General features: G+C 60.5%; 12 protein-coding genes. 8 read left to right on the forward strand and 4 right to left on the reverse strand.

The features are described 5' to 3' along the window. Positions 1-48 precede the first annotated feature (48 nt). The 8 genes from ppsA to HU724_RS09635 all read left to right on the forward strand — a co-directional run bounded on the left by ppsA (position 49) and on the right by HU724_RS09635 (position 8,187). On the forward strand, positions 49-2,418 hold the full coding sequence (gene ppsA / locus HU724_RS09600) for a phosphoenolpyruvate synthase (protein WP_186565783.1): 2,370 nt from the start codon (positions 49-51) through the stop codon (positions 2,416-2,418). A gap of 98 nt (positions 2,419-2,516) precedes the next feature. After that, entirely contained in the window at positions 2,517-3,506 is a 990-nt protein-coding gene (locus HU724_RS09605; RefSeq protein ID WP_186565781.1) for an alpha/beta fold hydrolase, read from the forward strand. Positions 3,507-3,716: 210 nt separating this feature from the next. Continuing rightward, the gene (gene rraA, locus HU724_RS09610) at positions 3,717-4,208 is read left to right on the forward strand and encodes a ribonuclease E activity regulator RraA (RefSeq protein WP_016773829.1); all 492 of its coding nucleotides are present in this window, start codon (positions 3,717-3,719) and stop codon (positions 4,206-4,208) included. Positions 4,209-4,229: 21 nt separating this feature from the next. Then, on the forward strand, positions 4,230-5,225 hold the full coding sequence (gene cmaX, locus HU724_RS09615) for a divalent cation transporter CmaX (protein ID WP_186565779.1): 996 nt from the start codon (positions 4,230-4,232) through the stop codon (positions 5,223-5,225). A gap of 63 nt (positions 5,226-5,288) precedes the next feature. Then, complete coding sequence (locus HU724_RS09620; protein ID WP_003223293.1) at positions 5,289-5,537, forward strand: hypothetical protein; 249 nt, start codon at positions 5,289-5,291, stop codon at positions 5,535-5,537. Positions 5,538-5,539: 2 nt separating this feature from the next. Continuing rightward, complete coding sequence (locus tag HU724_RS09625; RefSeq protein WP_016773831.1) at positions 5,540-6,364, forward strand: mechanosensitive ion channel family protein; 825 nt, start codon at positions 5,540-5,542, stop codon at positions 6,362-6,364. Positions 6,365-6,454: 90 nt separating this feature from the next. Further along, on the forward strand, positions 6,455-7,045 hold the full coding sequence (gene sigX / locus HU724_RS09630) for an RNA polymerase sigma factor SigX (RefSeq protein WP_016773832.1): 591 nt from the start codon (positions 6,455-6,457) through the stop codon (positions 7,043-7,045). Between the two features lie 107 nt (positions 7,046-7,152). Then, the gene (locus HU724_RS09635) at positions 7,153-8,187 is read left to right on the forward strand and encodes an OmpA family protein (RefSeq protein ID WP_071171582.1); all 1,035 of its coding nucleotides are present in this window, start codon (positions 7,153-7,155) and stop codon (positions 8,185-8,187) included. A gap of 69 nt (positions 8,188-8,256) precedes the next feature. On the opposite strand, the gene cobA is transcribed toward HU724_RS09635, so the two are convergent. Genes cobA through nirB form a run of 4 tightly spaced genes read right to left on the reverse strand, consistent with a single transcriptional unit; the run spans position 8,257 to position 14,519 of the window. Beyond that, positions 8,257-9,027, reverse strand: a complete 771-nt coding sequence (gene cobA / locus HU724_RS09640) for a uroporphyrinogen-III C-methyltransferase (protein WP_186565777.1) — start codon at positions 9,025-9,027, stop codon at positions 8,257-8,259. Positions 9,028-9,040: 13 nt separating this feature from the next. After that, a complete protein-coding gene (locus HU724_RS09645) occupies positions 9,041-11,752 on the reverse strand; it encodes a nitrate reductase (protein ID WP_186565775.1) in 2,712 nt (903 codons plus the stop codon). Continuing rightward, entirely contained in the window at positions 11,752-12,069 is a 318-nt protein-coding gene (gene nirD, locus HU724_RS09650) for a nitrite reductase small subunit NirD (RefSeq protein ID WP_016773836.1), read from the reverse strand. Before nirD ends, HU724_RS09645 begins: the two co-directional genes overlap by 1 nt. Continuing rightward, positions 12,066-14,519 (reverse strand): nitrite reductase large subunit NirB, encoded by a 2,454-nt coding sequence (nirB, locus tag HU724_RS09655; protein WP_151551279.1) that lies wholly within the window; start codon positions 14,517-14,519, stop codon positions 12,066-12,068. Before nirB ends, nirD begins: the two co-directional genes overlap by 4 nt. Between the last annotated feature and the right edge of the window lie 6 nt (positions 14,520-14,525).

Here is a 14,525-nt window from a genome sequence, read left to right on the forward strand (position 1 = left end):
GGCCGCCGGTTTCTGAGCTTTTCCAACACAGTTAGTGGAGAGATCACCTTGGTAGAGTACGTAGTTTCCCTCGATAAGCTCGGCAAACACGATGTTGAGCATGTGGGGGGCAAGAACGCATCCCTGGGCGAGATGATCAGTAACCTGGCAGGCGCCGGTGTTTCGGTCCCCGGCGGCTTCGCCACGACGGCTCAGGCCTATCGTGACTTCCTCGAACTGAGCGGCCTGAACGATCAGATCCACAAGGCCCTCGACGCGCTCGACGTCGACGACGTCAATGCCCTGGCCAAGACCGGTGCGCAGATCCGTCAATGGATCATGGACGCCGAATTCCCTGAAAAGCTCAACACCGAGATCCGCACCGCGTTCGCCGCGCTGTCGGCCGGCAACCCTGACGTGGCCGTGGCCGTGCGTTCTTCCGCCACCGCCGAAGACTTGCCGGACGCGTCCTTCGCCGGTCAGCAGGAAACCTTCCTGAACATCCGTGGTGTGGAAAACGTTATCCGCGCCGCCAAAGAGGTGTTCGCTTCGCTGTTCAACGACCGTGCGATTTCCTACCGCGTGCACCAGGGCTTCGACCACAAACTGGTCGCCCTGTCGGCTGGCGTGCAGCGCATGGTGCGTTCGGAAACCGGCACCGCCGGCGTGATGTTCACCCTCGATACCGAATCCGGTTTCCGTGACGTGGTGTTCATCACCGGCGCTTACGGCCTGGGCGAAACCGTCGTACAAGGCGCGGTCAACCCGGATGAGTTCTACGTACACAAAGGCACCCTGGAAGCCGGTCGTCCGGCCATCCTGCGTCGCAACCTGGGCAGCAAAGCCATCAAGATGATCTACGGCGACGAGGCCAAGGCCGGTCGTTCGGTCAAGACCGTCGATGTAGACAAGGCCGAGCGCGCGCGTTTCTGCCTGACCGACGCCGAAGTCAGCGAGCTGGCCAAGCAGGCGATGATCATCGAGAAGCACTACGGCTGCCCGATGGACATCGAGTGGGCCAAGGACGGTGACGACGGCAAGCTGTACATCGTTCAGGCGCGTCCGGAAACCGTGAAAAGCCGCACCCAGGCCAACGTGATGGAACGTTACCTGCTCAAGGAAACCGGCACCGTGCTGGTGGAAGGTCGGGCGATCGGCCAGCGCATCGGCGCCGGTAAAGTACGGATCATCAAAGACGTCTCGGAAATGGACAAAGTCCAGCCGGGCGACGTTCTGGTATCCGACATGACCGATCCGGACTGGGAACCAGTGATGAAGCGCGCCAGCGCCATCGTCACCAACCGTGGCGGGCGTACCTGCCACGCGGCGATCATCGCCCGTGAGTTGGGCATCCCGGCGGTGGTAGGTTGCGGCAACGCCACCCAGCTGCTGAAGGATGGCCAGGGCGTGACCGTGTCTTGCGCCGAAGGCGACACCGGCTACATCTTCGAAGGCGAACTGGGCTTCGACATCAAGAAGAACTCCGTCGACGCCATGCCGGAGCTGCCGTTCAAGATCATGATGAACGTCGGCAACCCGGACCGCGCCTTCGACTTCGCCCAATTGCCGAACGCCGGCGTCGGTCTGGCGCGTCTGGAATTCATCATCAACCGCATGATCGGCGTGCACCCGAAAGCGCTGTTGAACTACGACGGCCTGCCGCAGGAAATCAAGGACAGCGTCGACAAGCGTATTGCCGGTTACAGCGACCCGGTCGACTTCTACGTCGACAAGCTGGTTGAAGGCATCAGCACCCTGGCTGCAGCGTTCACGCCGAAAAAAGTCATCGTGCGTCTGTCGGACTTCAAGTCCAACGAATACGCCAACCTGATCGGCGGCAAGCTCTACGAGCCGGAAGAAGAGAACCCGATGCTGGGCTTTCGTGGTGCTTCGCGTTACATCAGCGAATCGTTCCGCGACTGCTTCGAACTCGAATGCCGCGCGCTGAAACGTGTGCGCAACGAGATGGGCCTGACCAACGTTGAAATCATGGTGCCGTTCGTCCGTACTCTCGGCGAAGCCAGCCAGGTCGTCGATCTGCTCGCCGAAAACGGCTTGAAACGCGGCGAGAATGGTCTGCGCGTGATCATGATGTGCGAACTGCCATCCAACGCGATTCTCGCTGAGGAATTCCTCGAATTCTTCGACGGTTTCTCGATTGGCTCCAACGACCTGACCCAGCTCACTTTGGGTCTGGACCGCGATTCGGGGATCATCGCTCACTTGTTCGACGAGCGTAATCCAGCGGTCAAGAAGCTGCTGTCGAACGCGATTCAGGCGTGCAACAAGGCCGGCAAGTACATCGGCATCTGCGGTCAGGGGCCTTCCGATCACCCGGATCTGGCCCGTTGGCTGATGGAACAGGGCATCGAAAGCGTGTCGTTGAACCCGGACACCGTGCTGGAAACCTGGTTCTTCCTCGCCGAAGGTCAGGCTTGATCAGTATGTAATTGGCCCGCGCCCCATGTGGGAGCGGGCCTTGAGATTGAAGTAGGGCGGGCTCCAGCGGATGCCGCCCTTTTTTGTGCAAGAGCATTATGCAAAGCAGCAGCAACCTGTTTCCTGTCGCGCTGATCAGCGCCGAGCGGCGCGGCGATCTGAGCGAAGACGTCTATCGATTGAAACCCGGCAATAGCCCGGACTGGTCCGTGGAGATCGCCGTCACCCGCCTGGGCATGGCCGATGACATGGCGCCACGCGGCGTGCCGGTGATTCTGTTGCACGGCAGCTTTTCCAATCGGCGCTTCTGGTTTTCCCCCAAAGGCCTCGGGCTCGGCGCGTATCTGACGCGGCTGGGCTTCGACGTGTGGATTCCGGAAATGCGCGGTCACGGCCTGTCCCAGCGCAATGAGGACTACCGGCGCAACCGCGTGGCCGACTACGCCCGCTACGATCTGCCGGCGATTGCCGCGTTCGTGCGTGAGCAGAGCGGACAGATCCCGCACTGGATCGGCCATTCCCTGGGCGGCATCACCTTGGCGGCGGCACTCGGCGGCGAATACCTCGGCGAACCGGCCGTGGCTTCGGCGGCGTTTTTCGGCACTCAGGTCAGCCGCACCTACTGGCCGTTGAAAATCCCACCGGTGGAGTGGGGCGGGCGCTTCATTCTCAAGCGGTTCGCGCAGCTGTCCGGCTCACGCCTCAAACGCGGTCCGGAAGACGAGCCGATCGGCCTGGCCATCGAAAGCATGCGCTGGTACGGCTTGTTCGGACGCTTCGGCGACAAGGACAAGGACTGGTGGGCCGGGCTTGCCGATGTTCAGCTGCCGGTGCTGGCCGTGACGGCGGCGGGCGATCATCAGGATCCGGCGTGGGCCTGCCGCAAGCTGTTCGAGCAGATCGGCTCCGAGCACAAGCAGTTCATCAACTTGGGCCGCGAGCAGGGCTTCTCGGATAATTTCGGCCATGTCGAAATGTTGGTGAGCAAAGCAGCGCAGGCTGAGGTATGGCCGCTGGTGGCGCGCTGGTTGAACGATCAGCAGACGCCATTGCTGGCGCAGACGACGGATCTGGCCGCTGCGGTGTGAGGGGCGTTCCGTTCAGCCTGGCTTGCGGCTAAGATATGACGCATTGTGCGGTTCTGGTCATATTTCGTGACTGTTTAGCGATAACGTTTCAGCCGCGGTTCAGGTTCGCTCAGCGACCATGGCATGGACTAAGGTAAACAGCGACCGCCGGAACTCGTCTCATCAGAATGCGGCATCCTTGATCGTCTTCCTTGTTACAGGAGTTTTTCGATGGAACATTACCTTACGCCTGACCTGTGCGACGCCTACCCGGAGCTGGTGCAGGTGCTGGAACCGATGTTCAGCAATTTCGGCGGCCGGGATTCCTTCGGCGGCGAAATCGTGACCATCAAGTGCTTCGAAGACAATTCGCTGGTCAAGGAGCAGGCCGAACTCAACGGCAAAGGCAAAGTGCTGGTGGTCGATGGCGGCGGTTCGCTGCGCCGCGCCCTGCTGGGCGACATGATCGCCGCCAAGGCTGCGCAGAACGGTTGGGAAGGGCTGGTGATCTACGGTTGCATCCGTGACGTCGACGTCATCGCCCAGACCGATCTCGGCGTGCAGGCGCTGGCCAGCCACCCGATGAAAACCGACAAGCGCGGCATTGGCGACCTCAACGTCCCGGTGACTTTCGCCGGCGTGACGTTCCACCCGGGCCAGTACATTTATGCGGACAACAACGGCGTGATCGTGTCGCCGAGCCCGCTGAAAATGCCTGAATAAGCTTTTCGACAAGGGATGCGGATGTTCGAGGAAGAAAACGCGCAATGGGGGCTGGTGCATGCCCTGGTGCTGGACGGCAAGGGCGGTGCGCGTTCGATAGCCCGGACTGAGCTCGACGATTTGCAGCTGCAGGCCCATGAAAGCCTGTGGCTGCACTGGGATCGCAGCCATCCGCAGACCCAGACCTGGCTGCGTAAATCCAGCGGGCTCAATGAATTCACCTGCGATCTATTGCTGGAAGAGAACACCCGCCCGCGTCTGTTGCCATTGCCCGACTTTGAGCTGTTGCTGTTTCTGCGCGGGGTCAATCTCAATCCCGGCGCCGAGCCGGAAGACATGGTCTCGGTGCGGATTTTCGCCTCCGCTCAGCGCGTGATTTCCCTGCGTTTGCGCCCGTTGCGGGCTACGGATGAGTTGCTGGCGCTGCTGGTTGAGGGCAAAGGGCCGAGAACTTCCTCGGAATTGATGCTGTATCTGGCGCAGTTCCTCACGAATAAAGTGCAGGATCTGGTCACATGCCTGTCGGAAGTGGTCGATGAGGAAGAAGAAAAGCTCGACGCCGACGAACGGTATACGCCCGAGCATGGGGCGATTTTGCACATCCGTCGCAGAGCGGCCGGGCTGAAGCGTTTTCTCGCCCCACAGCGGGATATTTTCGGCCAGCTGACGCGGATCAAACTGCCGTGGTTCGTCGAAGACGACGCCGACTACTGGAACGAGTTGAACAACAGCCTGACCCGTTATCTGGAAGAGCTCGAATTGACCCGAGAGCGCGTGGGGCTTGTGCTGGAGGCCGAAGACCGGCGTTTGAGCGTGCACATGAACCGCACCATGTACCGCTTCGGCATCATTACCTGCATCTTTTTGCCGATGAGTTTCATCACCGGTCTGCTCGGCATCAATGTCGGCGGTATTCCGTTCGCCGAAAGCCCGTATGGCTTCCTGATCGCCTGTCTGACGGTGCTCGCCCTGGCATTCGGCCAGTGGTGGTTGTTCCGTCGATTGCGCTGGGTGTGAACATGGCGCATGTGACCCGAGCAAATCTGCCCGCGTCTTTCACAGACATCACGAGAGGTGCGTATGCACGATCCGTTTGAACAGTCTTTGCGCGACATGCTCAACGCTTCGCCGTCCAGCCGCGACGACGATGCGTGCCTGGGCCGCGTACTCAAAACCGCCAACCGCCAGGTCGGCGCCGGTGATCTGTTCAGCCTGCTGGGCCGCTGGCTGCCCGCGCTGATGATCGCCCTGAACAATGGCTCGGCGCATGTCTCGCCGGTTTCCCGTCTCCGTAAAACCACTGCTCGCACTGCTGATAAGGCTGATTGAATATGGAACTTGATCTCTGGACTCAGAGCCTCGTCACTGCAATGACTGCGTTGTGGACCAAAGTCGCTAACTTCATTCCGAACCTGTTCGGCGCACTGGTTGTGCTGCTGTTGGGTTTCGTCGTGGCCAAGCTGCTCGACACCTTGCTCTCCAAATTGCTCGCCAAACTGGGCCTCGATCGCCTGATGGGCGGCACCGGGCTGACCAAGCTGATGTCGCGTGCCGGGCTGCAGGTGCCGATCTCGACGCTGATCGGTAAAATCGTCTACTGGTTCGTTCTGCTGATTTTTCTGGTATCTGCGGCAGAATCCCTTGGCCTTGAGCGAGTTTCAGCTACGCTGGACATGCTGGCGTTGTATCTGCCGAAAGTGTTCGGCGCCGCGCTGGTGCTGCTGGTCGGTGTCCTGCTGGCGCAACTGGCCAACGGGCTGGTGCGCGGCGCAGCAGAAGGCGTAGGCCTGGACTACGCTTCGGGGTTGGGGCGGATCGCGCAGGGGCTGGTGATCATCATCAGCATCTCGGTGGCGATCAGCCAGCTCGAGGTCAAGACCGACCTGCTGAACCATGTGATTGTCATCGTTTTGATTACCGTTGGTCTGGCAGTTGCGCTGGCCATGGGTTTGGGAAGCCGGGAAATCGCCGGTCAGATTCTTGCGGGAATCTATGTGCGTGAGCTGTATGAGGTTGGGCAACAAGTGCGTGTTGGCGAGGTCGAAGGCCAGATCGAAGAGATCGGCACGGTTAAAACCACATTGCTGACCGATGAGGGTGAGCTAGTCTCTCTCTCCAATCGGATCCTGCTGGAACAGCATGTGAGTAGCCGCTAAACCGGCAAACCCTGCTAATGTATGCCGCCGCAAAATGCCAGCCGAGGCTGGTTGTGGCGGACATTGACCTGACTGTCGGCACGACTTGTTTTGAATAAAGCCCAACCGCTATCCACGCGCTACGACCCCCGCGAGCTCTCTGATGAGGAGTTGGTCGCGCGCTCGCATACCGAGCTGTTTCACGTAACGCGCGCCTACGAAGAGTTGATGCGGCGTTACCAGCGAACATTATTTAACGTCTGCGCGAGATATCTTGGGAACGATCGCGACGCAGACGATGTCTGTCAGGAAGTGATGCTGAAGGTGCTGTACGGCCTGAAGAACTTCGAGGGGAAATCGAAGTTCAAAACCTGGCTTTACAGCATCACTTACAATGAATGCATCACGCAGTATCGGAAGGAACGGCGTAAGCGTCGCTTGATGGACGCTCTCAGTCTGGACCCTCTTGAAGAAGCGTCTGAAGAAAAGGCGCCGAAGCCGGAGGAGAAGGGTGGGCTTGATCGCTGGCTGGTGTATGTGAATCCGATTGACCGCGAAATTCTGGTGCTACGATTTGTCGCAGAGCTGGAGTTTCAGGAGATCGCAGACATCATGCACATGGGTTTGAGTGCGACAAAAATGCGTTACAAACGCGCTCTAGATAAATTGCGTGAGAAATTTGCAGGCATTGCTGAAACTTAGTTCAGCGCAAATATCTCTTACGTGTAGGCAAGTTCTGATAGACTTGCCGCCGAGTTGTCCCCCGGTTTGCGGGACTGCTTCACAATCACCAGATGGGGATTTAACGGATGAAACTGAAAAACACCTTGGGCTTGGCCATTGGTTCTCTGATTGCCGCCACTTCGATCGGCGCTCTGGCACAAGGCCAAGGCGCAGTTGAAATCGAAGGCTTCGCTAAGAAAGAACAATTCGACAGCGCTCGTAACTTCAAGAACAACGGCAACCTGTTCGGCGGTTCGATCGGTTACTTCCTGACCGACGACGTTGAACTGCGTCTGGGCTACGACGAAGTGCACAACGTACGTGCCGACGATGGCAAGAACGTCAAAGGCGCTAACACCGCTCTGGACGCTCTGTACCACTTCAACAACCCAGGCGACATGATTCGTCCATACGTTTCGGCCGGTTTCTCTGACCAGAGCATCGACCAGAACGGTTCGAACGGTCGTAACCGTTCCACCTTCGCCAACGTTGGCGGCGGTGCCAAGCTGTACTTCACCGAGAACTTCTACGCCCGTGCCGGCGTTGAAGCTCAGTACAACATCGACCAGGGCGACACCGAGTGGGCTCCTAGCGTCGGTATCGGTGTGAACTTCGGTGGCGGCTCCAAGCCAGCTGCTGCTCCAGTTCCAGCACCTGCTGAAGTCTGCTCCGACAGCGACAACGATGGCGTTTGCGACAACGTTGACAAGTGCCCGGACACCCCAGCCAACGTAACCGTTGACGCTGATGGCTGCCCAGCAGTTGCTGAAGTTGTTCGTGTTGAGCTGGACGTGAAATTCGACTTCGACAAGTCGGTAGTCAAGCCAAACAGCTACGGCGACATCAAGAACCTGGCTGACTTCATGAAGCAGTACCCATCCACCACCACTACTGTTGAAGGTCACACTGACTCCGTCGGTCCTGACGCTTACAACCAGAAACTGTCCGAGCGTCGTGCAAACGCCGTTAAGCAAGTTCTGACCAACCAGTACGGTGTTGAATCGTCCCGCGTTCAGTCTGTTGGCTACGGCGAATCCCGCCCAGTTGCTGACAACAAAACTGACGCTGGCCGCGCTGTAAACCGTCGCGTAGAAGCGCAGGTTGAAGCTCAAGCTAAGTAATTAGCTGCCGCTGATGGAAAAGCCCGGCTCAGGCCGGGCTTTTCTTTGTCTGCGATTTGGCTTCGCCGCTTAAAGCGCCTGCGCGTTGTACGCCGACCCGGAGCTACCGAAAGCTGCGATCTTTTGTTCTTGAGCAACGGCCGCCACCGCACCAATCACCAGAATCGCCGGGCTCTTCAATTCAAACGCCGAGGCATCCTCAGCCATCGCAGTCAAATCACTGCGACATTCACGCTGATGCGCCAAAGAGGCGTTTTCGATCATCGCCACCGGCGTATCCGCCGCCATCCCTCCGGCCAGCAGCTGATCACGAATCTCGCCCAGCTTGGCCACGCCCATGTAAACCACGAGCGTCGTCCCGCCTTGCGCCAACGCCTGCCAGTTCAACTGGCTGTCATCCTGCGTGTGCGCAGTCACCAGCGTCACCCCGCGCGCCACGCCACGCAGCGTCAGCGGAATATCGCACTGCGTCGCCCCGGCCAGCCCAGCGGTGATGCCATTGACCAATTCCACTTCAACCCCGCGCTCGCGCAACCACTGCGCTTCTTCGCCACCGCGGCCGAAAATGCACGGATCGCCGCCCTTCAGGCGCACCACGCATTTGCCCTGGCGGGCATAACGCAGCATCAGCCGATGGATAAACGCCTGCGGGGTCGAACGGCAGCCGCCGCGTTTGCCCACCGGGATCACCCGCGCAGCCGGGCAGTGCTCCAGCACGGCGTCATTGACCAGATCATCGATCATCACCACATCGGCCTCGCGCAATGCGCGCACCGCTTTGAGCGTCAGCAACTCCGGATCGCCAGGGCCTGCGCCCACCAGCCAGACTTTCGCATTCATGGTGTTGTCCTCGTTAAATGACCGCGACCGGCCGCGCTTCGGCAGCCAGCAGACGCTTGATTTCCGGCACGCAGGAGCCGCATTGCGTACCGCATCGGAGAGTTTTTTTCAGGCCTTGCAGATCCAGGCCTTGGCGAATGCCGGCGCAGACTGCGTTGAGGCTGACGTTTTCGCAATTGCACAAGGTCTTGTCGGTGGCGATCGCTCCGACAGTGCCCGGCGGCGCGCTCATCGGCGCGAGCAGCCAGCGCCGCAGTTGTTGGTCGGCGCGGCCCTCCAGCCACAGGCTCTGCAACCAGTGTTGCGCAAGGGTTTCCCCGGCCAGGCGAATCGCAGTGATACGGCCGTTTTCGATGCGCACCCGCTTGCCAATGGCGCGACGCGGATCGTCATAGGCCAGAACCGGGCCATCCAGCAGTGACAGACACTGGTCGATCTCACCCAGCAGCTGTGGATCCGGCGCCTGGCCGTGTTCAGCGCGTATCAGCAACGCTGGCCGCTCACGCCCGACAAGGCTGAGGCTAACGTAGGAAAACGCCTCGCACAGCGGTCGTAGCGTCTCGAAATGCCGTTGAACATCACCCTCGATCAAGGCGAACAGTTGCCAAGGCAGATTGACTGCCTCCAGACGCACGCCGCTGTGCTTGAGCTCCGGTTGTTTGGACAGCGGATCAAACGCCGGCAAGGTCAGCGTGTTGACGCCGCCCTTGAGATAGCGATCGCCCCAGTGCATCGGCAGGAACGCCTGGCCCGGACGCACGCTGTCGTCGCTGCCGACCGCAACAATCACCGCGCCACGGCGGCTTTTCAGATTGACCAGATCGCCGGGCTGCAAGCGATGCCGGCGCATCTCGTCCGGGTGCAGGCTCAGCACGGCTTCGCTGACGTGGCCGAACAATTGCGCGGCGGTGCCGGTGCGGCTCATGCCGTGCCACTGGTCACGCAGGCGACCGGTGATCAAAGTCAGCGGAAAGCGCGCGTCGCGTTGTTCCTTGGCGGCGCGGTACGGATCGGCAATGAACTGCGCGCGACCATTGGCTGTAGGGAAAATGCCGTCGCCGTACAAGCGTGGCGTGCCTTGGCGGGCGCCGGCAGGGAAGGGCCATTGCTGCGGACCGATCTCGTCGATCAAGGCATGACTGATCCCGGACAGATCCAGGTCTCGCCCACGGGTCAGCGCTTTGAATTCATCAAACAACTGCGAAGGTCGATCGAAAGCGAACAGACTTGGCTGCCGAGGACGCAGACGTTTCTCCAGACGCTGTGCGAAATCCACCGTGATTGCCCAGTCCGGCCGCGCTTCGCCCGGTGCGACAACCGCTTTGCGCACGTGGGAAATGCGCCGCTCGGAGTTGGTCACCGAACCTTCTTTCTCGCCCCAACTGGCGGCGGGTAACAGCAGGTCGGCAAATGCAGCGGTTTCGGTGGTGCGAAAAGCTTCCTGCAATACCACAAAAGGGCAGGCCTCAAGCGCTGCGCGGACTGCGCTCTGATCAGGCATCGATTGCGCCGGATTGGTACAGGCAATCCACAGTGCTTTGATTTTGCCGCTGCGCAGGTTTTCGAACAGTTCGATGGCGCTCAGGCCCGGCGCCTCGGGCAAGCTCTCCACGCCCCAATACGCCGCCACCTCGGCGCGATGCTCCGGGTTGGCGGCATCGCGGTGACCGGGCAGCAAATTGGACAGACTGCCGGTTTCCCGCCCGCCCATGGCGTTCGGCTGACCCGTCAGGGAGAAAGGTCCTGCACCGGGCCGGCCGATTTGCCCGGTGGCCAAGTGCAGATTGATCAGCGCGCTGTTTTTCGCGCTGCCGGCGCTGGACTGATTCAGGCCCATGCACCACAGCGACAGGAAGCTCGGCGCAGTGCCGACCCATTCTGCGCATTGCTGCAGTTGCTCGATGCTGATGCCGCACAGTTGCGAAACCATTTGCGGGGTGTAATCGCGGACCAGCGTCTTGAGTTCGGCGAGGCCTTCGGTGTGCGCCTTGATGAAATCGCGATCGATCCAGTCTTCCCACAACAGCAGATGCAAAATCCCATGGAACAAGGCGACATCGGTGCCCGGAAGAATCGCCAGATGCAGGTCAGCCAAATCGCAGGTGTCGGTGCGACGCGGGTCGATCACGATGACTTTCATCTGCGGGCGACGGGATTTGGCTTCCTCCAGTCGACGGAAAAGTACCGGATGGGCGTAGGCCATGTTACTGCCGACGATCATCACGCAGTCGCTGAGCTCCAGGTCTTCGTAACTGCACGGCGGCGCGTCGGCGCCGAGGCTGCGTTTGTAGCCGACCACCGCCGAGGACATGCACAGCCGCGAATTACTGTCGATGTTGTTGGTGCCCACCAGCGCCCGCGCCAGTTTGTTGAAGGCGTAGTAGTCCTCGGTGAGCAACTGCCCGGAGATGTAGAACGCCACGCTGTCCGGGCCGTGTTCGGCGATGGTTTCGGCAAACACGTTAGTCGCGTGGTCGAGGGCGGTATCCCAGTCAGTACGGCTGCGCGCCAGGCCTTTGCCCAGGCGCAGTTCCGGGTACAAGGCGCGGGCGGCGAGGTCGCCGGTCAGGTGCAGCGTCGAGCCTTTGCTGCACAGTTTGCCGAAGTTGGCCGGGTGCGCCGGATCGCCGCTGACGCCGAGGATGCGCTCGCCGTCATGCTCGATCAGCACGCCGCAGCCGACCCCGCAGTAACAGCAGGTCGAGGCGGTCGTCTGGCGGTTCATCAGATGGCGTCCCGCAGGGCCAGTTGCACCCGGCCATTCTCGACCCGCGCCGGATGGTGATGGGCACAGCCGATGTCCGGCGCCTGGGCTTCGCCGGTTTCCAGGTCGATCTGCCAGTTGTGCAGCGGGCAGGCCACGCGCTTGCCGTAGATCAGACCCTGCGATAGCGGCCCGCCCTTGTGCGGGCAGCGGTCATCGAGGGCGAAAACCTCGTCGTCGCTTGTACGAAAAATCGCGATGTCACCTTTCGGTCCGGCAATGATCCGCGAACCGAGGGCGTTGATCTCTTCCAGCGCACAGATATCGAGCCAGTTCATGCCGGCACCTCCAGGTTTTTCACGGGGATCACGTCGAATTCTTTCTTCAGTTGCGGCTGCGCCAGGCGTTCTTTCCATGGGTCCTGTTCGAACGACAGGGAGAATTGCAGCCGCTCGTTCAGGGCCTTGCGCCGCTCGGCGTCTTCGAGCACGTTCTTCTTGATGTGCTCCATGCCGACCCGTTGCAGGTAGTGCACGGTGCGTTCGAGGTAGAAGGCTTCTTCGCGGTAGAGCTGCAGGAACGCGCCGTTGTATTCACGGACTTCCTCGGCAGTCTTGAGCTTGACGAAGAACTCGGCGACTTCGGTCTTGATCCCGCCGTTGCCACCGATGTACATCTCCCAGCCGGAGTCGACGCCGATAATTCCTACGTCCTTGATGCCCGCTTCCGAGCAGTTGCGTGGGCAGCCGGACACGGCCAGCTTCACTTTGTGCGGCGACCACATGTTGAACAGGTCGTGCTCGAGTTCGATGCCCAGTTGCGTCGAGTTCTGCGTGCCGAAGCGGCAGAACTCGCTGCCGACGCAGGTTTTCACGGTGCGGATGGATTTGCCGTAGGCGTGGCCGGACGGCATGTCGAGGTCTTTCCAGACGCCGGGCAGATCCTGTTTCTTGATCCCCAGCAAGTCGATGCGCTGACCGCCAGTGACCTTGACCATCGGCACGTTGTACTTGTCGGCCACATCGGCGATACGCCGCAGTTCCGACGGATTGGTCACGCCGCCCCACATGCGCGGCACCACCGAATAGGTGCCGTCCTTCTGAATGTTGGCGTGGGCGCGTTCGTTGATCAGACGCGATTGCGGGTCGTCCTTGGCTTCGCCCGGCCAGGTGGAAATCAGGTAGTAGTTGAGCGCCGGGCGACAGGTCGCGCAGCCATTGGGCGTGCGCCAGTTCAGGTAACTCATGGTCTCGGCGATGGTCAGCAGGTGTTCCTGGCGGATCGCCTGACGAATCTGCCCGTGGTTGAGGTCGCTGCAACCGCAGATGGCTTTTTCGCTTTTCGGTTTGACGTCGGCCGCGCCACCCACCGTATTGATCAGGATCTGTTCAACAAGGCCGGCGCAGGAACCGCAGGAGCTGGCAGCCTTGGTGTGTTTCTTCACTTCATCGACGCTGAACAGGCCGTGTTCCTGAATCGCCTTGACGATGGTGCCCTTGCACACACCGTTGCAGCCACACACTTCGGCGCTGTCGGCCATGACCATGGCTTTGTCCTGGCCCTGATGTCCTACGTCGCCTAAAGCGTTTTCGCCGAACATGAGGTGATCGCGGATCTCGCCGATGGCGTGATTCTCACGAATCTGCCGGAAATACCAACCGCCATCTGCCGTATCGCCGTACAGACAGGCGCCGACCAGCACGTCATCCTTGATCACCAGTTTTTTGTACACGCCGCCGATCGGGTCGGAGAGGGTGATGGTCTCGGTGCCTTCGCCGCCCATGAAATCGCCGGCGGAGAACAGGTCGATGCCGGTGACTTTCAATTTGGTCGAAGTCACCGAGCCCTGATAGCGAGCGAAACCCAGTTGCGCGAGGTGATTGGCGCAGACCTTGGCTTGTTCGAACAGCGGCGCAACGAGGCCGTAGGCAATGCCGCGATGGCTGGCGCATTCGCCGATTGCGTAGATGCGCGGGTCGTAGGTTTGCAGGGTGTCGTTGACCAGAATCCCGCGATTGCACGGGATGCCGGCCTTTTCTGCCAGTTCGGTGTTGGGGCGGATGCCGGCGGCCATCACCACCAGATCGGCAGGAATGATGTCGCCGTTCTTGAACTGCACCGAGCCGACCCGGCCATTGCCGGCATCGTGCAGGGCTTGGGTCTGTTCGCATAGGCGGAAGTGCAGACCACGGGATTCCAGCGCCGATTGCAGAAGCTGGCCGCTGGTCTTGTCCAGTTGCCGCTCCAGCAGCCATTCGCCGAGGTGCACCACGGTCACGTGCATGCCGCGCAGCATCAGGCCATTGGCCGCTTCGAGGCCGAGCAGGCCGCCGCCGATGACTACGGCGTGCTTGTGGGTCCTGGCGGTGTCGATCATGGCCTGGGTGTCGGCGATGTCGCGATAGCCGATCACGCCCTGCAAAGTGTTGCCGGGGATTGGCAGGATGAACGGGGTCGAGCCGGTGGCGATCAGCAGGCGATCGTACTCGGCTTCGGTGCCGTCCTCGGCAATCACTCGGCGTTTGACCCGGTCGATCTCCACCACTTTGCGGTTGAGCAGCAGCTTGATGTTGTTTTGCAGGTACCAGTCGAGGTCGTTGAGGACGATCTCTTCGAAAGTCTGCTCACCGGCCAGCACCGGCGACAGCAGGATGCGGTTGTAGTTGGTGTGCGGTTCGGCGCCGAAGACGGTGATGTCGTAGAGCTCGTCGCTCAGCTTGAGCAGTTCTTCCAGGGTACGCACCCCGGCCATGCCATTGCCGATCATCACCAGTTTGAGTTTTTTCATCAGGTT

The sequence above is a fragment of the Pseudomonas iranensis genome (genome assembly GCF_014268585.2).
In the GTDB taxonomy this organism is placed as follows: Bacteria; Pseudomonadota; Gammaproteobacteria; order Pseudomonadales; family Pseudomonadaceae; genus Aquipseudomonas; species Aquipseudomonas iranensis.

Coding starts and splice junctions, on each gene's coding strand:
- cmaX (WP_186565779.1), top strand. CDS start 4,230: ATGTTCGAGGAAGAAAACGCGCAATGGGGGCTGGTGCATGCCCTGGTG.
- rraA (WP_016773829.1), top strand. CDS start 3,717: ATGGAACATTACCTTACGCCTGACCTGTGCGACGCCTACCCGGAGCTG.
- HU724_RS09645 (WP_186565775.1), bottom strand. CDS start 11,752: ATGAACCGCCAGACGACCGCCTCGACCTGCTGTTACTGCGGGGTCGGC.
- cobA (WP_186565777.1), bottom strand. CDS start 9,027: ATGAATGCGAAAGTCTGGCTGGTGGGCGCAGGCCCTGGCGATCCGGAG.
- nirD (WP_016773836.1), bottom strand. CDS start 12,069: ATGAACTGGCTCGATATCTGTGCGCTGGAAGAGATCAACGCCCTCGGT.
- nirB (WP_151551279.1), bottom strand. CDS start 14,519: ATGAAAAAACTCAAACTGGTGATGATCGGCAATGGCATGGCCGGGGTG.
- HU724_RS09605 (WP_186565781.1), top strand. CDS start 2,517: ATGCAAAGCAGCAGCAACCTGTTTCCTGTCGCGCTGATCAGCGCCGAG.
- HU724_RS09625 (WP_016773831.1), top strand. CDS start 5,540: ATGGAACTTGATCTCTGGACTCAGAGCCTCGTCACTGCAATGACTGCG.
- HU724_RS09620 (WP_003223293.1), top strand. CDS start 5,289: ATGCACGATCCGTTTGAACAGTCTTTGCGCGACATGCTCAACGCTTCG.
- HU724_RS09635 (WP_071171582.1), top strand. CDS start 7,153: ATGAAACTGAAAAACACCTTGGGCTTGGCCATTGGTTCTCTGATTGCC.